A 24230-nucleotide genomic window follows, 5' to 3' on the forward strand; every position below is an offset into this window, starting at 1 on the left:
GTTAAATGTTGTTGTTATAACCTAATAACTGCATAATGACAGGGATGCCCCTGGCACCTCTTTCTTCTGCAATATCGTATTCAGTCTGGGATGTTTGTGTACCGCTGTCTCCCTGTTTCACTTTCTCTCCCAGTTTTCTTCTTTCAGCAGCGGTGAAGCTGGCGAATGTGCGGCGTAATAAAGGAAGTACCTGTATGAAGACTTCCTCCTGCAACTGGTGTACCCAGTTGTTCACTACCCGCCACAGGTCCGGGTCTATCAGCAGTAATGTACCACTGCCTTTTAAGAAACCTTCCAGCCAGGCCGCCGCAGTACCGGGTAATACGGCTGCTGACATGGCGCTGTAGAATGCCTGTACCAGTTGTTCACTGGTGAATAGTTTATGGTCGGCTAGTAAACGGGTGCTGTACCCTGCTATAACAGGACTGGTATTATTCGCTGCCGCAATCACATGCAGTGTTTGTTGCCATTGTGTAGTGATATCAGGTTCCTGCAGCATGTTCACTGCGTTGTTCATTTGCAGGAACAACTGCAGCAGTGTTTGTGCCGCCTCTTCTGCTATACCAGTGCAGACGCCGGGCAGACTGATACAGATACGTGTAATCATCCCTGTTGCAATGCCGGATACAAGCGCCGCATCTGTTTTACGCACGTTGCCATAGCGGCTGATAGTGACTAAAGGCGGAATAACTTCCATCAGCTGGATAACATCACCTGTTGCCGCAGACTGATTGCTTACCTGCCGGATGAGCGTTTCTACGGCATGTGGCAGTTCAGCAGGTAATGCGTTTTCCAGTAACTCACATAGTACTTTTAGTGAGGCAGCACTGGTTGCCAGGTGTTTTACATAGGCATTAGCCGCTGTTTCTACAGTATTACCGTATACCCCTTTGTCGATGATCTCTATGATAAAGGCAGGGTCCCATTGTAAGCGCCATTGCTCTTTGAAGGTACCTTTGCCGCTGATATCCGTTTTCTCTGCCCAGGGGAGTTGTAGTAATTGTAAACGATGTAAAAAGATACTTCTTTCCAGATCGTTTTCTTTTCTCAGATCGAGAATATAATCTTTCCAGTCTGCCGTTGCGGGCAGGCGTAATTTCTTCTGTAACCTTTCTATATCTGATTGCAGTGGCGGCTTTGGGATATCAAAAGGAACGCTGCCTATTTTATTGCCGACGATCAGCTGGTCGTGGATCAGTTGCATGAGCACTGATTCGCCGTTACAAAGCACACTGAGGGTAGCTTCATTGAGCTCTTCGAGGCCGGCCCTTGGCAGTTCCCTTAGTGCTGCCAGGCTTTGGGCCAGGCGTACCGCTTCTATGATATGGGCTACAGAAGTATCCATGTCTTTGCTGCGGAATAACTGAGCTACTTTGGCCATCCATCGGGTACCATCATCCTGGGGAAATTCCCAGAGGTGGTCGTACCAGCCCGGACTTTCAATACCTGCACCATAACCGCTGTGGAAGCTGAGACGTTCGTAGGTCCAGGGAATCCAGGTGCATTCCACTTTCACTTTAGGGAGTCCTTTCAGCAGGTCATTGTCTTCTTTCTGGGAAGGCATCGTTGTGAGGGCCGGTACATGCCATGCACCACAGATCACTGCAATTTCGGTGTACATTTCCTTTTGCGCCTGGCGGATGATCTTTCTCATCCAGGCTTCTCTCAACGGCTCGTTAGGGTCTTTGTCGGGTGGCGCCAGTTCTCTCACTGCATGAATCGCTTCACTGACTGCTTCAAAAACCTGTTCATTGGAAGTCCGCTGTTCGAACATCTTTTCCCACCATTTATCGGTGTCGGAGTATCCGTCGGCCCTTGCCAGCCAGCTTACAGGATCAGCCCTGAAAGAGGGTTCTTCTGGTTTATCCTTGTCAATATTCCTCAATGCGAACGTATGTGTCATCGGCATATCCATGAAGCGCACCGGAACATTATGTTCATAGGCATACTGGATTGCCTGCCATTCAGGTGAGAAGGCAGCAAAAGGGTAAAAGACAGAATGATGCAGGTTGTCTACCTGGTATAAGAGAATAGCTACAGGAGGCTGTAGCTCTGTATTATTACTCCATTGGAGAATGGCATCTGCTTCCGGCGGACCTTCCACCAGTACAATATCGGGTCTTGTGGCTTCCAGGAATTCTTTTACGTTCCTGGCGCTGCCTGGCCCGTGGTGACGTATGCCTAGTGTATGAATCATTACATCATATTTCTACAGGCCCTGTAAATATCTTTCCAGTCCTCTCTTGTTTTTACTACGGTTTCCAGGTATTCCATCCATACGATTTTATCCTGTACAGGATCTTTTATCACGGCACCGATAATACCTGCTGCCATATCTTCTGCAGTTAAACGGCCATCCCCGAAATAACCAGCCATGGCAAGTCCGCTGTTCACTACGGATATCGCTTCAGCAGTGCTGAGTGTACCGGAAGGGACTTTCAGTTTGGTTTTACCATCTGTAGTCATTCCATTGCGTAATTCGCGCATGATGGTTACAATGCGGCGGATCTCTCCCAAAGCAGGTGCTTCGGCAGGAATTTCCATGATCTTTTCAAAGCTCTCTACACGACGGCGAACGATATCAATTTCTTCATCTATACTATCCGGAACAGGAAGGATCACTGTGTTGAACCGGCGTTTCAAAGCGCTGGATAAATCGTTCACGCCTTTATCGCGGTTGTTGGCAGTAGCTATCACGTTGAAGCCCCGCACCGCCTGTACTTCTGTATTGAGTTCGGGAATAGGCAGCATTTTCTCTGAGAGGATGGTGATGAGCGTATCCTGTACATCCGCACCGATACGTGTCAGTTCTTCGATACGAACGATCTTGCCTTCTTTCATGGCACGCATCACCGGCGTTTCCACTACTGCATTGGCGCTGGGGCCTTCTGCCAGTAAGCGTGCATAGTTCCAGCCATAACGGATAGATTCCTCACTGGTACCGGCAGTTCCCTGAATGATCATGGTACTGTCACCGCTGATAGCCGCCGCCAGGTGTTCACTCACCCAGCTTTTGGCGGTACCGGGCAATCCGTATAGTAACAGCGCTCTGTCTGTAGTGAGGGTAGCCACGGCAATTTCCATTAACCGCCGGTTACCGATGTATTTAGGAGATACTTCGAAGCCGTTTTTCAGCTTACCACCTACGAGGTAAGTAACCACGGATTGTGGCGATAATTTCCAGTTGGCAGGCAGTTTACTGCCATCCTGCTTTTTAAGCTCTTCCAATTCCTGTGCGTATAACTGTTCCGCATGACCGCGTAAAACCTGGGACATATTGTTTGTTTTATGAAAAGGATTGTATGGTTCTTTGCTTTAGTTGCAGCAATTTCCTGATATAGTCGGCATTGGTACGCCAGGTATGTTGCTGGTAGGGTTCTGCTGGCAGATAATTATCCAGTTCTGCGGCTGTCTCTACCGGGATGAAATGAACATACCGGTTGTAAAAGCTACGGTTGTACTGGTAAGAGTTGGCTGCAGTATGTTTAAGGACGGCCCTGGCGATGGGTAGTTTCCATTCACGGGTATTTTCCTGTGTAAGGAAAGGAATCACCATGTCTATCATCTGTTCAAAATTCTTTAGCAGGTAAGCATCCCTGTCTGTTTCTGATAATAACGGCAACAGGCTAACGTAATGTCTGTCTTTATCTCCTGTAAACAAAGGCGCCCATGTAAGATCTTTGAATCTTCCGGTAGCTATTACGATAGCAGGGATGAGTTTCGCAGATGTTTTATGCCGGCCAAACAACTGTAAGATATCTGCCGGGGTGGATTGAAAATATTCTTCCCAGAAGTGTGGCGGAATATATCCCACTAACTGGTAGAGAATAAACTCTTCATCTGTAAACTCTTTCTGGTTACTGATTTTTTCTATACCCACTTCGTTGATACCCGCAGGCACCTGGATGGTTAATATGTTTTTGGTAGTCAATCCCAGGAAAGCGCTTTCTTTTTTCAATGAAACGGATTCCTGTACTAATTGCCAGTAATGTTGTATGATAGCAGATGAAGGTATCTGGCGGAGTAAATGCAGCGCTTCCTCCTTTACTTTCTGGCTTTTCTCTGTCATAATGCTTTCCAGCCATTCCACATCTTTTGCCTCAGGATTTACATTGAATGCTTTCAGTAGTTCTGCTTTGCTGTTGGCATTCTCCTGTGGCCAGGTTTCCTGTATCCATTGGCGGGCAAGGGCAGGGTTGGTAGTACGGAGTTGTTCCAGTACTTCTTTCCGCTGTTCCGGTTTACCGGTTAACCAGCGGTCTTCTTCTGTTTCTGCAGCGGTAAAGTTCCAGGACTCGTTAAATGAGGATAGCCATTCCCCGCGTTTGCCCATACAATCTTCTACCAGCGTGCGTAATTTTTTGTGCAGGGTCGCTTTATCCAGTAAAGCCGGCAGCAGGTATGGCGGCATCAGTTGTCCTTTGCGGGAGCATAACTGCAGCCATAGCTGAAGTAAGCTGTCTGCATCTTCGTCCAGGATATCTTTTAATACCTGGGAAGCCTTTGGTGTGCAGTAAGGCTTTTCTTCCGCCGGAGATGGTGGAATGGCGATTTCTTTGTGTAAAGGTTGCACGCCGCTCTGACGGTAGTTAAAAGCCAGGCTGACTATCTGCAGGAATTGTTCTTCCTTGTCGATGTTCGTGTTACCGGTAATCACTGTTACAGCATCTGACAGTACTGCCGGGAGTTCGTCTGCTGTGACCTGTTTTCTTTTGGTACCCAGCATGGCGGTTTGTATGATATTGTTCCAGAATTGCATAAGATTAGTTTGACAGGAAAATGTAATGGGTCCCTGCCAGGATCCCCAGGGGTTCGTAACAGTTTTCGTTGCCCAGTACGGCAAGGTTCACCGGTCTGCCTCCACTGATGGACAACAGTTTGTACATCTCGCGGAAACCTTCCTTTACCTGTACCAGTCTGTTGCTGCTATCAGAAAGCCACCAGCGGCCTTCGTATTGCAGGGGTGTGATTTGCTGCAGGAGGAAAGGTCTGGGTGAGCTGAATGGCAGTACACTGTTGTATGCGGTTTCCAGTTCAGCTACCTGCTGCCAGCCGCTAAGGCCGGAGATGGGGGGAATGGAAGCGGCGGCTGCCTGACTTTTGATGAGCGCACGCAAAGGCTGTGCGGAGGGGTAGAATACGAGTTCTGCATCCAGCATCATTCCCGGAGCGAGGTTGAGTACCATGCTCTGAGACATGACACTGAACTGTAGCACGAGCGAATATTGCTGCGTAGTGATACCGTATAGCCAGTTACGTTCAACAGTAAGCGAGTCTTCTGTTTCAGTTTGTTTACCCAATACCAGCCAGGTATCCTTAATACCAGGCTTTTCCCGCAGTTCTTCCTGGCTTTGGGTAAATCCTATATTGCTGCGCAGATCGTCTGTTAAAGCGGCTGGTTTATGCGTATAACCGGCAATCAGCAGGTACATGCGTGCCAACAGATCGGTGAACTCATTTTGCCAGCCTTCTTTGTAAAAACTGAGATTACCTGCGTTTTTGACAAGGGTTGCCAGTCCGGGTGCTTTGGCATCTACCATTCGCCGGGCCATATCGGTGAAAAAGGAACTGTCTTTTTCCGGGATGCCTACAATGCCGTTGCGTACGATATCTTTGATCCAGAGGAGTAGTTCGGACAGTCCGTCTTCTACGCTCTGTTCGCGGGCCTGTTGCCTTTTAGCCTGAGCGGCTTCATTAACAGCCGGTTTTTTATCTGTAGCCGTATTTTTTATTTCTCTTTTGGAGATCCATTCGCTTACCCAGTCCGGCGCTTCAGTAGTAGTAAAATCAGCGGCGTTCCGGGCAAAGAGTATCAGTAAGCCGATACCGTGTTTACAGGGAAATTTGCGGCTGGGGCAACTACATTTAAAGGCCATTCCGGCCAGGTCTACCTGGGTACGGTAAGGTTTACTGCCGCTGCCCTGGCATTCGCCCCAGAGGGCTTGTTCGTTGGCGCCTTTGGTCACCCATTTGGAAGGACTGCTTAATTCCCTGCCTGCTTTGCGGGATGCATCGTCAGGCGCCAGTGCCATTACTTGTTCTTCTGTCAGTTGCAAAGGATGTTTTTTTAAATTCGTCTTTTAAAGTAATACAAAATTCCAAAAGTGAACACCGGACGTATCAAAAGCGGACATTTACAATATTACGCCTTATTATAAGGTGTTGATAATTAAATCAATATAAACTGGCACTTTCTTGGGGAACCAGGAATTATTAATTTAAGGGTGTATGTTCAAAAACTACTTTAAGATCGCTGTCAGGAATCTTTGGAATAATAAGGTTTTTTCTGCCATTAATATACTGGGTCTTGCCATTGGGTTAGCTATCTGTTTACTGATCGCTTTATTTGTGACGGATGAACTGGGATATGATAAATATAATGAGAAGGCCGATCGCATTTACCGGGTGAATGCAGACTTCCTGGTGAACGGGAGCACTTTTAAAGAAAGGCTGTCCCCTGCACAACTGGGTGCTACGCTGGTGAATGATTATCCGCAGATAGAGAATTCCGTGCGTATGATAGATTTTGGGGATATGCTGATAAAGAAAGGGGAGCAGACACTGGTAGAGCATAATACCGCCTTTGCAGATTCCTCGCTGTTTGATGTATTCACATTATCCCTGATTACCGGTAATCCCAAAACAGCGCTGACGCTGGCTAATACAATGGTGATATCGGAAAGTATGGCAAAAAAATACTTTAACACCACTGATGCTTTAGGCAAAACATTATTGGTGGATAACATCAATACTTATACGATTTCCGGCGTAATGAAAGATATGCCTGCCAATTCGCATATACATCTGAATTTTATCAGGGCAATGGCAGGTAATAACGAAAGCCGGGATGATCACTGGATGTCTGATAACTTTACTACCTACATTTTAGTAAAACCCGGTACAGATGAAGCCATGTTGAATACTTATCTGAAGCAGGTAACAAAAAAATATATGGAACCTGCGCTGATGAAAATGACAGGTAGCAGTATCAGTGATATAGAGAAGAAAGGCGGTCATTTTGGTTATAATGTGATCCCTGTAACAAAGATTCATTTATTCTCCACACTGACCAGTGAAATAGAGCCTTCCGGTAATATACAGTATGTGTACAGTTTTATTGTGATTGCCATCATCATATTGCTGATTGCCTGTGTTAATTTCATGAATCTTTCTACTGCCCGTTCTGCCGGCAGGTCTAAGGAAGTAGGGGTACGTAAAGTATTAGGTTCTCAACGTTCGAATCTTATCTCACAGTTCCTGGTAGAATCTGTATTAACGAGTTTTATAGCATTGGTATTAGCCATTCTGATGGCCGCTGTCTTATTGCCTTTTCTGAATGAATTATCCGGAAAGCAACTGATGTTGGACATTTTTGCAGCCAACCGGATGTTGGTATCCCTGGTACTTACAGCCATAGTGGTGGGGTTACTGGCTGGCAGTTATCCTGCATTTTTCCTCTCTTCCTTTGAACCGGTAAAGGTGCTGAAAGGAAAGATTGCTACAGGTTTTAAAGGAGGATGGTTGAGAAATAGTTTAGTAGTGTTTCAGTTTGCCACGGCGGTTATATTGATAGTAGGTACACTGGTGATCTATAGTCAGTTGAATTATATCAGGAATAAAAAACTGGGTTATAAAAGAGAACAGGTGCTGGTGTTGGGGAATACTGCTTCTTTGTGGACCCATGCACAGACATTTAAAGAGGAGATCTTACATATACCCGGAGTGGAAGCTGTTACGATGGCAGGATCTATGCCTACTTCTACCAGCTTAAATACCGGGATATTTTCTAAAGATGCAGCCGCGAGCGAAGGGCAGGTGTTAGGTTTAACGCAATGGAGCGTAGATGCGGATTATATACCAACACTGGGTATGGAGATGGCAAAGGGAAGGAATTTTTCCCCGAAGCTGTCTACGGATTCGCAGACGGTTATCATTAATGAAACGGCCGCCCGTCTGTTGGGCTTTACCAAAGACCCGTTAAATAAGGTATTGTATAATGGGGGGAATCCATTTAATGTGATAGGAGTGGTAAAGGATTTTAATGCAGGATCTTTGAGAAGTAAGATCCCGCCGGTAGTGTTTCAGTTAACGGAAACAAGGGACCGTATGGCATTGAGGATTACTGCTGATAAGATTTCTTCTGTTATTCCGCAGATCGAAAAGGCTTATCATGGAATGGATAAGATGGCTGGCCAGCCTTTTATATATTTCTTCCTGGATGATGACTTTAACCGCCTGTATAATGCGGAACAACGTACGGGTAAGCTGTTTTTATCCTTTGCTTTTTTTGCTATTCTGATTGCCTGTCTGGGATTATTCGGACTGGTAACTTATGCAGCAGAGCAGCGTACCAAGGAAATAGGGATCCGTAAAGTACTGGGTTCATCTATCACTGGCATTGTAACACTGTTATCAAAAGACTTTTTAAAGCTCGTAGGTATAGCCCTTATAATAGGTTCTCCGCTGGCATGGTTTATTATGAACCGCTGGTTAGAAGATTTTGCTTACCGGATCAATATTAGCTGGTGGGTATTTGCGATGGCTGCATGCTGCGCTATTGCCATCACGCTGATCACTGTTAGTTTCCAGACGATCAAAGCAGCACTGGCCAACCCGGTAAGGAGTTTGAAATCTGAATAAGATCATCCGTTTTTTATTAACCCTCTCAACTTTTCTTCATCTAAGATCCTGATGTTCTTTCCGGAAACATCCAGGATCTTTTGCGTGATGAGTTCATTGGTTAATTTAAACAGTGTTTCGTAGGTGGTGCCTGCGTAGGAGGCGATATCCTGGCGCGTTAAGGTGCTGTTTATTTCCCCTTTATCATTTAAACCGAAGATCGCTGCTATTTTAAGGATAGCTTCTGCTATGCGGCTTTTTACATCCATGTGTACCATATTACGCATCCCTCTTTCTGCTTCCTGTAAGTCATTGGCATAATAGAGCATGAGCTGGTAGGTAAGTTCGTTGTTTACTTTCAAGGTAGTTCTGAGAAATTCCGGTGTAACGAAACAGGCTGTTACATTTTCCAGGGCAGTGGCGGAAACGGGATAGTGCTGATTGGCAGCCAGTGCCCGGTGACCGAGCACATCTCCTGCGGCGGCGAATTTTACGATAAGATCCTTATCTGCTCCCCATTGTTTATGCACTTTTACTTTACCTGTGTGCAGGAAGTAAAAACCAGTAACCGGATCTCCTTCTTTAAAGATCAGTTGTCCTTTTTTTATGGTCAGCAGTTTAGCGTTTGTACTGATGGCGGTAAACCACTCCGGCAGGCTGTACCGGCATAAAAAACAATCGCCATGGTTATAGGTCATATATTGTTTATGCAATGTTTAATGGTGCAAAATTATAAAATTTTGATGAAAAGTATTGTTTATGTAATACTTTTGTGAAAAATAGTTATTCATGTCAGTTCCAATTGCGCCGTCGCTAGATATTAATATAGAACCGTCTCCGGTTGTTTCAAAAAGAGTGTTGTTCTTGAGTTTGCAGGCTATTGTAAATGCGATCGTGATCGGTTTTGTGGCTAAAGGGCTGGTAGCCTTAATCAACCTGATCACTAATTTATCCTTTTACGGCAAGTTTTCATTTGGGGAAGCGAGTCCTGTCCATAATACCCTGGGTTTATTTGTGATTATAGTACCGGTGATAGGTGGTTTGATCGTAGGAGTGATGGCCCGGCTGGGTTCTTCAGCCATCCGCGGGCATGGTATACCGGAGGCGATGGAGCAGGTGTTGACGAATGACAGTAAGATCAAGCCGATCATTACCTGGCTGAAACCCTTATCTGCCGCTTTTGCAATAGGGACCGGTGGTCCGTTTGGGGCAGAAGGACCTATTATTGCTACGGGTGGGGCATTGGGATCCCTGGCCGGGCAGATCATGCATATTACGCCCAATGAAAGGAAGATCATGCTTACTGCAGGAGCAACCGCTGGTATGGCAGCTATTTTTGGTACGCCAATAGCAGCCGTATTGCTGGCAATAGAATTATTGTTGTTTGAGTTTTCGCCGAGGTCTATTATTCCGGTGGCGCTGGCTTGTGCGACTGGTACCGCCATGCATTTTATGTTGTTTGGTACGGATCCCGTTTTTGCGATGCCGGCCATTCCGGCAGCAGGTTCACAGGCCATGTTGTGGTATGTTTTGCTGGGAGTGGTAATAGGTGTGATAGCTGCGTTTATTTCCAAGAGTATTTATTTTATTGAAGACCTGTTCGAGCATCTGCCCTTTCACTGGATGTGGTGGCCGGCCATTGGAGCAGTAGCAGTGGGTGTTACCGGGTATTTTGCACCTTATACATTAGGCGTTGGGTATAGTAATATTTCTTCTTTGCTGAGTGGGAATCTATCTCTTCAGATAGTACTGGGGTTATGTGTACTGAAATTTATTTCCTGGTCCGTTTCTTTGGGAAGTGGTACTTCGGGTGGTACACTGGCGCCTTTGCTGACTATCGGCGGAGCAACCGGTGTAGGTTTGGGAATGCTGGTGTTAACGATTTTCCCTCATAGTGATATTAACCTTCCTACCTGTGCATTGATAGGTATGGCAGCTATGTTTGCCGGTGCAGCCAGGGCTTTATTAACAGCGATCGTATTTGCTTTTGAGACCACTATGCAGCCGCATGGGTTGTTACCTTTACTTGGTGCGTGTACAGCTTCTTATTTTGTCTCTTTCTTTCTGATGAAGAGCAGTATTATGACAGAGAAGATCCAGCGGCGCGGGGTAGCTACTCCGGATGTATATGGGCCGGATGTATTGCAGGGAATAAATGCGGAAGACGCAATGGATAAGTCGATTACCGTGGAAGGAATACCAGAAGCGTATGTGCATCCCGACAGTAAGCTGAGTGTAGCAATTGCATTGATGGACAAGTATAATACCGATTATTTACCAGTGATGGATGATGGTAAAGTAGTTGGTGTATTAACAGCACGGCTGGTACTGGCGGCCTATGGCAAAAAACACAGGGCGAACGAAGATTACCAGCGTGCTATATCTGTGAAGAGAAGTGGATATAAACTGATCGTGAAAGGAAAGAGATTACTGAAGAGGTAGTAATCTAAACAACTAGTATACTTATTTTAACAAATTCATTAAAAAAGAAATATTATCTTCAACGATATTTTATTGTTGAATGGTATTTAAGAATAAATTACCTGTAAGCTATTTACTCTTCACAGGAAGGGGGAGAATTAACCGATTGACGTACTGGACTGTATCTGTGTTTATCTGGACGTCTTTTTACATACTTTTCAACCTTCTTGAATTTGTAGCAGGCTACAGCGCCACCTGGGCCATTTACCCCATTTTAGGCTGGTCTTTACTGGCAACTGCCATCAAAAGATTGCATGACAGCAACAGGTCCGGCCATTGCTTATGGCTGGTCCTGATCCCTGTTGCGGGACCTTTGATCCTTATTTTTTTACTGGGTTTTAAGAAGGGAAGTGTATTGCCTAACCGTTATGGTGTAGTGCCTGGTTCTGCACCGGATTATTTTAAGAATCCGCAGGTAGAGACGATCGTGAATGACGTTACTCAACTGAATCCCATCACTGTTTCAAAGGTAGTTATTCCCGCCAGTATCGGGGAGCTGGGAAGTATTATTAAGGATACTTCCGGCGCTATTGCTATTGGGGGTGGCCGGTTTAGTATGGGCGGGCAAACAGCCAGTCCGGGTTGTACGCATGTGGATATGCGGAAGCTGAACAGGATTATCGCATTCTCTGCACAGGACAAGACCATTAAAGTAGAGGCGGGGATACGCTGGTGCGATATACAGCAATATGTAGATCCGCATAACCTGAGTGTGAAGATCATGCAGACCTACGCCAACTTTACGGTGGGAGGATCATTGAGTGTGAATTGTCATGGCAGGTATATTGGATTAGGGGCGCTGATCTTATCTGTAAAGTCCCTGGAAGTAATTTTAGCCGATGGGCAGCTGGTGAAGACTTCAGCAACAGAAAAGCCGGAGTTGTTCTTTGCCTGTGTGGGTTGTTATAATGCGGTGGCCGTAATCGCTGCTGTTGAACTGGAGCTGGAAGAGAATGTTGCGGTGAAGCGGGAATTCAGGAAAATGAAGAGAAGTAAGTATAAAGATTTCTTCATTGAACATATCCGGGATAATAAGGATGTTGTTTTTCATAACGGCGATCTTTATCCGCCTTATTATAAGAATGCGAGAGCGGTCAGCTGGATAAAAACAACGGAGAAGCCTACCGTAAAAACCCGTTTGATGCCTTTGTCTGCTGCTTATCCTATTGAAAGATATTTTATCAGCGCGTTTAGTAAGAGCAAATTTGGAAAGTGGCGGAGAGAGTATATCATCGATCCTGTTTTATATCTCAGTAAAAAGATTCACTGGCGGAATTATGAAGCCGGGTACGATGTAGCAGAATTGGAGCCCGCATCCAGGGCAGAGAGCACTTATGTGTTGCAGGAATACTTTATCCCCGTACGGCATTTTGATGCCTTCTCTGATCTGATGGCAGAGATTTTTATCAGGCATAATGTGAATACACTGAATGTATCTGTTCGCCATGCGGCGGCTGATAGTGGCTCTTTGATGGCCTGGGCCAGGGAAGAAGTGTTTGCGTTCGTGGTATGGTACAAGCAGTACACGAATGAAGTGGAGAAAAGTAAAGTAGGGGTGTGGACGAGAGAGCTGATTAATGCAGCTATCGCTTTTAACGGCGCTTATTATCTGCCTTACCAGGCGCATGCTACTAAGGAGCAATTCCATCTTGCCTATCCGGATGCTAAAAAATTATTTGACATAAAAGCTAAACTGGATCCCGGTTTTAAATTCAGAAATATACTTTGGGATACTTACTATAAAAAAAATAAATCCATATGAATTCCGAATTCAAAGCTGTTTACTCAGATACCCAATGGAGTGATGATTTTTACCGCTTTTTACAGGTAATTTTTCATTTATATCCTGAAGATAAATTCCATCATCTGATTGCTACTGTTTCTAAAGAAAAGGGCAATGATGAAGAGATATATAAGACAGTGCAGGCAGGTTTACCTAAGATAAAAACATTCCTGTCAGAACTGACGTATGCCTTACCGGCGCTGAAGAAGCAGAAGAAGGAAATGGCCAGGCAGGTATTGCAATTGCTGGGAGATAAGACAAAGATAGATGGTTACCTGGAGATAGGTTCTACCGGCAGATATATCAGTGAATTAAGGAAACATATTTCATTGAGCGGACAGATTTATCTGACCAATGATATTGTAACAGATTATTCACTGGCAGATATTATGGAGAGAGGTCAGATCGCAAAAATAGGTACATTTTTCCCACTGGATTACCAGCCTGTCAGTGCTGCGCAGATTCCGGATGAAAGCGTAGACCTGGTTACCTGTCATATAGGACTGCATCATTGTCCACATGATTTACTGGATGGCTATATTAAATCTGTTAAACGTGTACTGCGTAAGGGTGGTTTGTTTATCATGCGTGATCATGACGTGAAAACTCCTGAGATGGCAACGTTTGTATCGCTGGTACATACGGTGTTTAACCTTGGGTTGAAAGTAACCTGGGAGACGGACCAATCAGAATTTAAATCTTTTAAATCTATAGATGAATGGAGTAAGATCATCAGCTCTTATGGGTTTAAAGATGCTGGTAGCAGGATTTTACAGGAGAGAGATCCTTCTGATAATACACTGGTCTCGTTTACAAAATTGTAATTATGAAGCGACTGAGGATAATGACGCTTTGCACGGTGGTCATTGCAGCCTGCATTTTCTTTTTTAAGAAAAGAGAGCCTGCGACTGTTGCTGCCGGGAAAGGGTTAGTGATAAAAAAGGAATGGCTGGCCGTGAATCAGCATCCGTTAACACCTGTGAAGGATGTACGTCCGGCAGATCAGACTTTCCTTACTTTTCCTGAATGGTACCTGGTATTTAGTCCGGAAGAGCAGGCGAATTACTTCAGGCAATATACTGCCAGTAGTTTTCCTTTTATGAGCCATACTGCGCAGATATGGGAGAGTTATCATATTGTGAATGATCAGATAAAAGATAATTTTCCTGTTAATAAGGGGTATCATTTTATGATATGGGTGATAGGGAGCAGCGCTTCTGTGGAGTACTCCGTTAAAGCCTGGTATGAGACGGTGACAGGCCGGATAACGGATACACATGAGGCTATTACAGAAGAGGACAGGTTCAATGCGAAGTTTACGCAGGAGTATGTTGATTTCATTAAGAACAGCCCCTGGTATGCCTTCGATTTTGGAAGCCAGTTACGTAAGTTATGGAGTACTTCTTTTTTCGGAGATCATTTTCTGAGGAAGATAGAGCGGAAGTACATTCTAACTTCTGAGTTGCTGGTAAAGGCTGGTTATGGGAAGCTCATAGGGATGGGGACGAAGACGGTATATGAGGATGCATTGCTGACTACAGCGGTGGTAGTGGATTCAAAATGTGCTTCGTTAAAGGGGGCAAAAACGTTTGGGGACAGTGCTGTGTTGGTGTATCTGCCAAGGTATAATAGCTTTAACAGGGCGGCCGATATATTAGCTGAGAGTGGTTGTAATTTTAAAGAAGTGGCAGGAAATAATTCAGCGATTTTATTGACAGTGCTGGTGCCTTCTGTGGATACTGCAACATTTGAAGGTACGCAGATTGTTTTTACGCAGGTGATAGCGTCTAAGCCATCGCAGAAGCGGGTAGCGTTGGCGGTACCAGTAACCGGGTTAAGTAAATTATTAAAGCAACTTGATGCAGGAAAGATCAGTGTTGAGCATATATTTGATTTTTAAAAACGATAGTATGAAAATAGTTACGCTTATAGCTTTGTTTTTTATTACGGCGAGTGTGAGCGGGCAGGTAAAGAGAGTGTACCTGGAAGAGCTGGTGAAGAATGATAAGATGAAAGTGTTTAATCGTGAGCTGACGGCAAGGAATTCGGGTGGCAGGAGTTGTGTGCATCTTTCGGCAGCCAAGGGGGATGGTGTGGCATGGATAGAGGGGCTGGATTTTTCCAACGGTATTATTGAGATAGATTTAAAGGGGAAGGATGTTTCCCAGGAGAGTTTCCTGGGAGTGGCTTTTCATGTGCAGAGCCGGAAGGTGCTGGATGCTGTTTATTTCCGGCCTTTCAATTTTCAGGCTAAGGATGCGGTAAAGAAAAGCCATGCTGTACAGTATGTATCCCATCCGGATTTTCCCTGGGAAGTATTAAGGAATAAGTATCCGGGCAAGTATGAGCAGGCGGTTAATCCGGCCCCTGGTCCGGATGACTGGTTCCATGTAAAGATCGTAGTAGAATATCCACAAATAACGGTATATGTTAACCGGAATACGGAGCCAAGTTTAACAGTGACCCAGTTAAATCAGCGTACTTCAGGAAAGTTAGGCTTATGGGTGGGTAATGGTTCTGACGGAGACTTCACAAGTTTGCAGATTCAGCAGAAATAACAGGTCCTTCCTCAATTTTTACTTTAACCAGCTGACTTGTGCTTCACAAGCCAGGGGACTATTAATGTTTTGTCTTGCCGGTTGCATCCCATGTACAACTGAATAAGCACTTTAATGGTCTGGAAATTAGTATTAAACACCTCTATAAGCCCTCTATGAGCCCCCCTTAAATAAGGTGGGCTTATAGGGGGCTTATAGGGGACTATGAGTGGGCTTATATAGGGCTTATACTACCTTATGCCCCGCCTATAGGTTACGTTTGGGACGGTCCTTTAATGGAGTGTACTTACCTGTGAAAACCATCAAATTTTTACTCCTCAACATTTTAACCTGATGGGTATTTTGGGTGGAATGGGTACTTTATAAGTTTTATTTTTAATAAACAGGATAATAATTATCTATTTTATCTTATTGATTACTAGTGAGTTAGTTGTTTTCTTCCTCTTTTCTTCAAAAAAATATTTAATCCCAGGCAACCATTATCCCCTATTCACGTATTATCATTGTAGTACAGCAAATTTTGACCATTACTAAATTGATTTGGAACAACTGATTGCAATAATAGATGGGTGCCGGAATAAGCAGTCCAGATGCCAAAAGCTTCTGTACGAGCGCTATTATGGTTATGCATTTAAGATCGTTTTCAGGTATATTTATAGGTATGAAAGGTCGGCAGACATTGTAAATGACGGGTTTGTGAAGTTATTCAGTCATTTTGAGCGGTTTAGTTACGAGGAATCGGAGGACGTGGAAAAAATGCTCATGGGCTGGATAAGGAAGATAATGGTGAATACGGCGATTGATGAATTGCGCCGGAAGAACATGATACCTGAAATAGGGGGGATTCCTGATTACGTATGGGAGGAAGCTGATGAGGGCGAATCCGCAGAACAAAAGCTGTATTACAAAGAGTTGATCGTATTGATAAAAGAGCTTCCTCCTTCTTACCAGGTCGCGTTTAACATGTATGTAATAGATGGCTTTTCGCACCAGGAGATAGCGGATAAGCTACGTATCAGTATAGGGGCATCCAAGTCTAACCTGGCAAAGGCGAGGGCACATTTAAAGAAGAAATTAAGTAATGATACACAGGAATTTGATGTATGCAGCTTCTAGATGACGATATGGACGAATTATTTCGTAATGCAGCTTCGCAGTATCCCTTAAAGACTGACGGACAGGATTGGGATGCGGTAATGCGTAGGTTGTCTGAGTCTTCTGCTTCTGAGAAGAAGCCTGCCTCTTCATTTAACAGATTGCTGAGGTGGTTCTGGAGACCCATGCTGGCATTGCTGGTGCTGGGAGTTAGTATTCCATCATTGAAGACGGGAGATTTAGTACCGCATACAGAGGCTGAAACTGGTGTGACTAATAATGTAGTTGTTCCGGTTACTGAGACAACATCAAAAACTGTGGTGGGTAATAATGATGTTCCGGTTGCTGAAAAAGTATCAAAAACCGGTATAGATACCAGAATTAAAAAACAGAAAATCAATAATAATATTTATGCACCCGTTATTGTTGCGAACAGTGCTAATAACAATATCGTAAACAAATCTATTCCGGAAAGAATAGTGAACAATACAACCGGAATTACTTTATCCGGTGCGGACAATGATATCGTACCACCTTTAAGCATACATGTGTTGCCTTCTGCTAATGCAGGAGAGTGGAATATATCTGCCGCATTACAGCCTGTAAAGCAACCGGTAATGACTACATCATCTGTGGTTGAAAAAATGAACGTGCCTGTAAAAGTGCAGAAAGGTTTGTATGCAGGTATTGTTGCCAGTCCGGATATCAGTACAGTAAAATTACAGCATGTAAGCAAGGTAGGATATAATGCAGGGATTGTAGTGGGGTACAGGATTTCCAGACGTGTAGCCGTTGAAACGGGAGTATTGTTGGAAAGAAAATATTATTATTCAGATGGTAGCCATTTCAGTACGAAAAAAATACCTGTTCCGTCAGATATGAAGATCATCAATGTAGATGGTTGGTGTAATATGATAGAAATACCTGTTACCGTGCGGTATGTTTTTGGTATAAAAGAGAAGAGCAACTGGTATGTGAATGGAGGACTCACTTCTTATATCATGAATAGGGAGAGTTACGCTTATAAATATGAGATGAACAATTGGGTTGATACGAAAACCTGGGACTATAAAAACTCTACCCGTAACTGGTTTTCTATTATACATGCAGGAGTAGGTTATGAGCATCGTTTAGGTGCTGTAGGTACATTGCGTGTAGAGCCATATCTGAATATACCTACCGGTGGAGTAGGAGTTGGAAATCTGCCAATAACAAGTGTGGGCCTTAACGTTGGTATTACAAGACCAATTCGTTTTTAGTTTTTAAATCAAACATTACATAATGCGAAAAAGGATCATCATTTTCGCAGGGGTAATCCTGTGCCTTACAGTCATGGCCATAGGTTATCACCTGTACAATATGCCCAGGACTACTGCGGCTGAAATGAGCGCGGATAAACTGGTATCTGCCAAAGAGTTATTTGATGCTTATACAAAGGATGAACAGGCTGCTGATGTGCAGTATGGGAATAAAGTGCTTGAAATAACAGGAGCTGTGCTGGATGTGCAGAAAAATGGGAAAGATATATCTGTGTTATTGTCTGGTGGCGGTAATGGAGGAGGTGTGAATTGTACGATGGTCGGTGATGTACCTGCTCCGCGTAAGGGATCACTGATACATGTAAAGGGCCGTTGTACGGGATTCTTAATGGATGTAAGTATTATAGATGCAACTATCGTCAACAAATAAACCGTTAAAATTATGAAGAAAGTACTCCTTCCATTAGCTGCAATGATCATTGTCTGTAACCTGATGATGGTATCTTCCTGTTCTAAAAGTAATGAGGCCGACCTTGCAGCAGATACAACTGGTACTGGTGGTAGCAGTTGCGACACTGTTAATATGAAATATGCGACCAATGTACAGCCTATTATTTCTTCTTACTGTTACGGTTGTCATGGTAACGGATCTGCTTCCGGTGGTATATCCCTTGATAGTTATGCCAGTTTGAAAACACAGGCAGATAATGGTAACCTGATTGCTGTTATTACGCATGCTGCAGGTTATCCGGCTATGCCACAGGGTGCCGCTAAGTTGTCTGATTGCAATATCAATATTATCAAGGACTGGATTAATCGTGGTACACAAAATAACTAATTTATGAAAGTATTATATTCAATCATACTGGCCAGTATGTTATACATACCAACGCAGGCACAGTCATGGATTACACGGAATGGCAAGATAAGCTTCTATTCGAAGACACCGATGGAAGATATCAAGGCGGTTAACAGTCAGGTTTTTGCTGCCATTGACGTCTCGAAGAAAACGATTGCCTTTACATTACTGCAAAAGAATTTTCTTTTTGAGAAACAGCTTATGCAGGAACATTTCAATGAGAATTATATTGAGAGTGATAAATATCCAAAGGCACAGTTTGAGGGTACTATCACAGGAAATATCGGCACAACTCCCGGTGTGTATAAAGTGCAGGTTGATGGTAAGCTTACCATGCATGGAGTTACCCAACCGGTGAGTATGCCTGCGGAGCTGAATTTGCAGCAGGGAAAGCTGGTAGGTAAATCTGCTTTTAGCATCAAGCCATCAGATTATAATATTAAGATACCATCATTAGTTAAAGACAAAATTGCGGCAGAGATACCTGTACAGGTGAGTGCTGAATTTTTACCTAAATAGTTTGTTTTATGCAAAAAACAGCATTCTTATTTCTTTTATTAGTAGCGGGTAACCGGTTAATGGCACAGGATAACAGCCTGCTGCAGTCTTTGGATGATTCACTCAGCATGCAGCAAAAGCATGAAGTGGTAACGGGCACATTTAAAGCTACACAGATAGTAAATTTACCTACGGTAGAATCTCCGGGTAAGAAGAGTTTACAATTTATGATCATGCACCGGTTCGGGAAACTGAATGGTGGTTCGTATGAATTGTTTGGCCTGGACAATGCTTCTATCCGTTTTGGATTTGACTATGGTATTACGGACAGGCTGGCAGTGGGTGTAGGCAGGAGTTCTGAGGATAAAACATTCGACGGTTCACTGAAGTATAAACTGTTGCAGCAGACGACTCATCAGATACCTGTATCTGTGAGTTTGTATGGGCTGGTAACTAATTATACGCAACGTTATACGGATAAGCCTTATCTGGATGCACGTTATCGTACGGCTTATACTACACAGGTAATTATAGCACGTAAGTTTACGCGTAATTTATCGCTGGAAGTAGTACCGGCGTGGATGCACTTTAACCTGGTGCCTACGGCACAGGACAAGAGTGATGTTTTTGCGGTGAGTGCAGGGGGACGTATGAAGTTCACCAAACGAATGAGTATAACAGCAGAATATAATTACCTTTTACCTGATCAGGTAGTGACTACAAGCGTAAAAAGTTCCATGTCCCTGGGAATAGATATTGAAACGGGAGGGCACGTATTTCAGCTGGTGTTTACCAATGCCAGTGGAATGGTGGGGCCTTATTACCTGGCTAAGACGACAGGGACCTGGGGTAAAGGAGATATCTTCTTTGGATTCAATGTTACAAGAGCATTCAACTTTAAGAAGTAGATCATAGCCTATGTAATGTTCGCCCTCCGGATGATTATCCGGGGGGCTTTTTTATCTGAAAGGTAAAGGACGCATGTTCTTAGTAAAATAAGGGATAATTATTAAATAATTGCGACGAAAGGGCGTAAATCATCTACGTATGATTTACGCCCTTTTTCGTGTGAAAATGGCACTGGTCCGGGAATTTAAACTGTCTGTCGGGAAATATCCGCAATGCTTATATTATTGTTACGCATAGTGTGGGATAGCTATTATTTTCCGGCGTATGACTTATGCCAACCGTTTGAATGACCGGTTGTGGGAACCGGTGGATAACAGGCCACTGATTGTTTTCCGCATCCTGCTGGGATTTTTATTGTTCCTGGAATGTATGAATGATATGATATCAGGTAAGGTTACAGACCTGTTTATCGAACCGGCATTTACTTTTCCTTTTATCGGTTTCGAATGGTTACAACCTTTACCAGGAAATGGTATGTATATCTATTTTTCAATCATGAGCATGTTAGGTATAATGATCATGACAGGTGTATTTTACAGGATCGCAATGGCTGTATTTACTGTGATGTGGACGATTATCTACCTGATGCAGAAATGCGATTATAACAACCATTATTACCTGATAATACTTGTTTGTTCGCTGATGTGTTTTATGCCTGCACATCGCCGCTTTGCAGTGGATGTATATATGGGGCTTGTGAAGAAAAGTAATGTTTGTCCGCGATGGGCAGGCTGGTTATTTATTGCTCAATTCGGTATTGTATATACTTTTGCTGCCATTAATAAAATCAATGCGGAATGGCTTAGCGGCAGGTATATGAAATACCTGATGACGGGAATGGATCATCCCTTTTTACAGGAGAAGAGCGTACAGTTATTTCTTTGTTATAGTGGTTTATTATTTGATCTGCTGATTACGCCATTGTTACTGTTTAAGCGGACGAGAATTGTTGCATTCTGCATGGCGTGTGTTTTTCATTTATTCAATGCATTTGTTTTTAAAATAGGCATCTTTCCTTTCCTGTCCTTATCTGCTATGATCTTTTTCTTCCCCGAAACCCGTGTGCAGCGGGCAAGCGTAAATAATAAAAACAGGATAGGGATGTATTTGATGGGTGTATATTTATTGGTCCAGTTATTATTACCTGTGCGTTACCTGTTGTTCGGCACAGATCCTAACTGGACTGAAGAAGGGTTTCGCATGAGCTGGCGGATGATGTTGCGTAATAAAGCAGGATGGGTATATTTCAGGATCACAGATCCTGATTCAGGGAAGACCTGGATAGATGAACCAGAGAACCGGCTGAATTATATTACACTCAATTCACTGGTGGGATTGCCGGATATGATATGGCAATATGCGCAACGATTGAAAAAGGAGTGTAAGGATAACGGGTTCCCGCATGTAAGGATTTATGCAATGAGCGAGGTAAGTTTAAACGGAGGGACACCACAGTTCCTGATAGACCCGAATACAGATCTTGCAGGTGTAAAATGGGAGCCATACCGGCATGCGGCGTGGATTGTCCCTCTGAAATAAAATGGCGACGGATAGTCGTTTAAGCGATCCTCAGGCCCTATTTCTATTTATGACACCCTCTTTTTTGTGTTTACTTCCCTTCAGGATGATCCTAAATGGATAATAGAAAGGCGTAAATGCGCCCTAAAGTGGTCCTTTTTTTCTGTAGATTTACTATGTGAAGAGAATGCAGCCACATATACATGATCTCCGTTTAGAGGATCTTCGGAATTGGGGATTTGAACTGACCAATATGAAGGTTTTCCAGGAAGAGAACCGGGAGATGTTAATACATCCTTTCCGCACAAATGTGTACCATATTATTATGCCTTTCACTTATGTTGATAATCATTTATTAGATTTTGATAAGATCCCGGTGAAACCATATTCTCTTATCTTCTCTAGTAAAAACAGGGTACATCTCTTTGACCAGACAGCCGTTTATGATGGTATAGTCATTGCATTTACAGAGAACTTCTTTTGTAAGAATGATAATGATCTGTCTATGTTACAGCAGAACCCTTTATTTAACAGCACTATCGTACAGGAAATATCTCCTGTTAATATCAGGGAATATATTGCTATTGTTGAATCTATTCAAACCGAACTGCTTCACCCTATGGATGAATTCAGTGCCGTTATTGTAAGGAACCTGGTGCATAATTTTATTATGTTATCTAACCGGGAATTCAATGCGCATAATAATGTGAATGTGGTGAAAGGACCGGATTCACAAATCACACAACGTTATTCATTATTAATAGGCCAGAATTATAAGGTGATAAAATCTGTTGCTGCTTATGCGCAACAATTAAATATTACAGAGAAAAGATTGAATATAGCTACCAGTAATGTACTAGGTAAAACGGCTAAGATGGTCATTGACGATCATGTAGTGATAGAAGCACGGCGTATGATAGCTTTCACCAGTTTATCCGTGAAAGAGATTGGCTTTGAAATGGGATTCTCTCAGACTACCCATTTTATAAAGTATTTTACTAAACATATGGGTATGAGTCCTGCTACATTCAGGCAGCAGCATTCCTGATTATACCATCAAATGGCGCAATTGCGCCTTTCTATCCAGCTAAATACGGGACATCTTGCAGTTGAATAATTGAACTGCTATGCCAAGGTTTAAAATGCCAAAGAAGAGTACATTAGTGGATATGACGGCCATGACGGACATGGTATTCCTCATCCTCAATTTCTTTATTATGTCTACCAGCGCTAAACCGGATGAACCGGTTGCTATCGTTACGCCTTCCTCTATTAATACACAGTTGTTGCCGGATGCAGATGTTATTCTGGTAAGTATTGATAAAACAGGCAGGGTATTCTTTAGTATGGACGGGCAACCTAAAAGAAGGAAGATGATTGAGGACCTGAACCAGCAGTTTAAACTGGGACTGGATGAGAAAGAGATGAATATGTTTATGCTGGGAGCCAGTGTGGGTGTTGATATGAAACATCTGAAAGAGTATCTTGGCTTATCTTCTGCCAACAGGAAAAAATACAACAAGGAAACTGGTATTCCTGCAGATACTATCAATAATGAACTGGCTGTGTGGATTGAATATGCGCAGGCAGCGCAGGGAAGTAACATTAAAGCCCTGAAGTATTGTATTAAGGCAGATAATGCCACCCCTTATCCGATGGTGAAGCAAGTGATGGAAACCTTTAAGAAGAAAGGAGTACAACATTTAAATCTTGTTACTAACCTGGAAGAAGCTCCTGAAGGAACGGCTGCTGCCATGGCAAAAAATGACCGTTAATTTAATCCATAGGTGAGGGTGGTATAATAAAGACCACCTATCTGAGGCCCTCCGAGGAAGGATGTGTAATAGTGATTCAGTACATTGGTAGCTCCGGCTTTTATCCTCACGGGAAGTGTGGGGAAAGCATAACTTACCTGCAGATCTACGGATCCGTTGGCCGGTACATTCCCGTTTACGAGGAATGACTGCCAGTAATAATTATCCTGCCATCTGTAGGTGATACCAGCTCCGAAATGTTTAAAGATGTGTTCTTTGCTGAGCATAATATTCGCCATCCATTTGGGTGTATTGAATCCATCTTCTAATCCATCATCAGAACTTTTCTTTGTCAGTTTCGCATATGATACTATATAACCATTACTGAGGTCATATTTTAAACGAAGGCCAAGGCCGTAATTATAGACAGTAGTGTTGGAGTTGGTCCACATACGGTAACGGGCCTGTGTTTTTTTATCGTATAGTGAGTAGGCAACGGAATCTGCATTTTGGGTGTTGGGAACGCTCATTTCTACCTGTGCAATAAAGGAGCTGTATTTATTGTAGTAGAAATCAAGATCAACGAGTAAACGATTGTCGAGGAATAAACCTTTGTAACCTGCTTCCAGAGAGTGAACATGTTCGGGTTTAAGATAAGTATAGCTGTTGCGTTGCAGCAGTGTTTTATTCTTTTCTATTGCAGCGTTTTTAGTTAGGCCCTGCGTATTGATATCTTTATTTACAGCTGCCAGGAATGCATCGATAGATGATTTTAGCCAGGCATATTCAAAGAGTTTCACGAAATGTTAAACCCAAAGACACCAAAATGGAATCCTCAAAAGTAATAATGGTAGACAATTTACGAATTTTATCTGATGGTAAAAAAGCAGACCTGGA

Annotated in this window: 21 protein-coding genes; 15 read left to right on the forward strand and 6 right to left on the reverse strand. The window is 43.4% G+C overall.

Annotated elements, in window-relative coordinates; all coding sequences use genetic code 11:
• Nucleotide 1 precedes the first annotated feature (1 nt).
• Genes GO495_RS04400 through GO495_RS04415 form a run of 4 tightly spaced genes read right to left on the reverse strand, consistent with a single transcriptional unit; the run spans nt 2 to nt 6056 of the window.
• Nucleotides 2–2197, reverse strand: a complete 2196-nt coding sequence (locus GO495_RS04400) for a DUF5682 family protein (RefSeq protein ID WP_157298460.1) — start codon at nt 2195–2197, stop codon at nt 2–4.
• Nucleotides 2197–3276, reverse strand: a complete 1080-nt coding sequence (locus GO495_RS04405; protein ID WP_157298461.1) for an ATP-binding protein — start codon at nt 3274–3276, stop codon at nt 2197–2199. The genes GO495_RS04400 and GO495_RS04405 overlap by 1 nt, the downstream gene beginning before the upstream one ends.
• 10 nt (nt 3277–3286) lie before the next feature.
• Nucleotides 3287–4759: a DUF5691 domain-containing protein gene (locus GO495_RS04410; protein ID WP_157298462.1), complete on the reverse strand. Its 1473-nt coding sequence runs from the start codon at nt 4757–4759 to the stop codon at nt 3287–3289.
• 4 nt (nt 4760–4763) lie between these two features.
• Nucleotides 4764–6056 (reverse strand): SWIM zinc finger family protein, encoded by a 1293-nt coding sequence (locus GO495_RS04415; RefSeq protein ID WP_157298463.1) that lies wholly within the window; start codon nt 6054–6056, stop codon nt 4764–4766.
• A gap of 172 nt (nt 6057–6228) precedes the next feature.
• Between GO495_RS04415 and GO495_RS04420 the strand changes: the two genes are divergently transcribed.
• Nucleotides 6229–8640 carry an ABC transporter permease gene (locus GO495_RS04420; protein WP_157298464.1) on the forward strand — a complete coding sequence of 804 codons (2412 nt, stop codon included), beginning with the start codon at nt 6229–6231 and terminating at the stop codon, nt 8638–8640.
• A gap of 2 nt (nt 8641–8642) precedes the next feature.
• Here GO495_RS04420 and GO495_RS04425 read toward each other — a convergent pair whose 3' ends face one another.
• The gene (locus GO495_RS04425; protein WP_157298465.1) at nt 8643–9317 is read right to left on the reverse strand and encodes a Crp/Fnr family transcriptional regulator; all 675 of its coding nucleotides are present in this window, start codon (nt 9315–9317) and stop codon (nt 8643–8645) included.
• Nucleotides 9318–9408: 91 nt separating this feature from the next.
• Here GO495_RS04425 and GO495_RS04430 point away from each other — a divergent pair, with 91 nt between their 5' ends.
• From GO495_RS04430 to GO495_RS04490, 14 genes are all read left to right on the forward strand, one after another.
• A complete protein-coding gene (locus GO495_RS04430) occupies nt 9409–11061 on the forward strand; it encodes a chloride channel protein (protein ID WP_157298466.1) in 1653 nt (550 codons plus the stop codon).
• A gap of 79 nt (nt 11062–11140) precedes the next feature.
• Complete coding sequence (locus GO495_RS04435; protein WP_205691198.1) at nt 11141–12862, forward strand: FAD-binding protein; 1722 nt, start codon at nt 11141–11143, stop codon at nt 12860–12862.
• A complete protein-coding gene (locus GO495_RS32035; RefSeq protein WP_205691199.1) occupies nt 12859–13707 on the forward strand; it encodes a class I SAM-dependent methyltransferase in 849 nt (282 codons plus the stop codon). Before GO495_RS04435 ends, GO495_RS32035 begins: the two co-directional genes overlap by 4 nt.
• A 2-nt stretch (nt 13708–13709) precedes the next feature.
• The gene (locus GO495_RS04440; RefSeq protein WP_157298467.1) at nt 13710–14783 is read left to right on the forward strand and encodes a hypothetical protein; all 1074 of its coding nucleotides are present in this window, start codon (nt 13710–13712) and stop codon (nt 14781–14783) included.
• Nucleotides 14784–14793: 10 nt separating this feature from the next.
• Nucleotides 14794–15441, forward strand: coding sequence for a 3-keto-alpha-glucoside-1,2-lyase-like domain-containing protein (locus tag GO495_RS04445; protein ID WP_157298468.1), 648 nt, complete (start codon nt 14794–14796; stop codon nt 15439–15441).
• Nucleotides 15442–15981: 540 nt separating this feature from the next.
• Nucleotides 15982–16557 carry an RNA polymerase sigma factor gene (locus GO495_RS04450; RefSeq protein WP_157298469.1) on the forward strand — a complete coding sequence of 192 codons (576 nt, stop codon included), beginning with the start codon at nt 15982–15984 and terminating at the stop codon, nt 16555–16557.
• Nucleotides 16545–17795 carry a PorT family protein gene (locus GO495_RS04455; protein WP_170302628.1) on the forward strand — a complete coding sequence of 417 codons (1251 nt, stop codon included), beginning with the start codon at nt 16545–16547 and terminating at the stop codon, nt 17793–17795. The genes GO495_RS04450 and GO495_RS04455 overlap by 13 nt, the downstream gene beginning before the upstream one ends.
• Before the next feature lie 22 nt (nt 17796–17817).
• On the forward strand, nt 17818–18225 hold the full coding sequence (locus GO495_RS04460) for an OB-fold protein (protein ID WP_157298471.1): 408 nt from the start codon (nt 17818–17820) through the stop codon (nt 18223–18225).
• 12 nt (nt 18226–18237) lie between these two features.
• Complete coding sequence (locus GO495_RS04465; protein WP_157298472.1) at nt 18238–18633, forward strand: c-type cytochrome domain-containing protein; 396 nt, start codon at nt 18238–18240, stop codon at nt 18631–18633.
• Between the two features lie 3 nt (nt 18634–18636).
• Nucleotides 18637–19173, forward strand: a complete 537-nt coding sequence (locus tag GO495_RS04470; protein WP_157298473.1) for a YceI family protein — start codon at nt 18637–18639, stop codon at nt 19171–19173.
• Nucleotides 19174–19181: 8 nt separating this feature from the next.
• Complete coding sequence (locus GO495_RS04475) at nt 19182–20060, forward strand: DUF5777 family beta-barrel protein (protein ID WP_157298474.1); 879 nt, start codon at nt 19182–19184, stop codon at nt 20058–20060.
• 265 nt (nt 20061–20325) lie between these two features.
• A complete protein-coding gene (locus GO495_RS04480) occupies nt 20326–21600 on the forward strand; it encodes an HTTM domain-containing protein (RefSeq protein WP_157298475.1) in 1275 nt (424 codons plus the stop codon).
• Nucleotides 21601–21766: 166 nt separating this feature from the next.
• A complete protein-coding gene (locus GO495_RS04485) occupies nt 21767–22627 on the forward strand; it encodes a helix-turn-helix domain-containing protein (protein WP_157298476.1) in 861 nt (286 codons plus the stop codon).
• A 79-nt stretch (nt 22628–22706) separates the two neighbouring features.
• Nucleotides 22707–23354 (forward strand): ExbD/TolR family protein, encoded by a 648-nt coding sequence (locus GO495_RS04490; RefSeq protein ID WP_157298477.1) that lies wholly within the window; start codon nt 22707–22709, stop codon nt 23352–23354.
• Here the strand turns inward: GO495_RS04490 and GO495_RS04495 are convergent.
• Entirely contained in the window at nt 23351–24133 is a 783-nt protein-coding gene (locus GO495_RS04495; RefSeq protein WP_157298478.1) for a TonB-dependent receptor domain-containing protein, read from the reverse strand. The two genes, GO495_RS04490 and GO495_RS04495, sit on opposite strands and share 4 nt — an antisense overlap.
• Between the last annotated feature and the right edge of the window lie 97 nt (nt 24134–24230).

It is taken from the genome of Chitinophaga oryziterrae, assembly GCF_009758125.1.
Lineage (GTDB): Bacteria > Bacteroidota > Bacteroidia > Chitinophagales > Chitinophagaceae > Chitinophaga > Chitinophaga oryziterrae.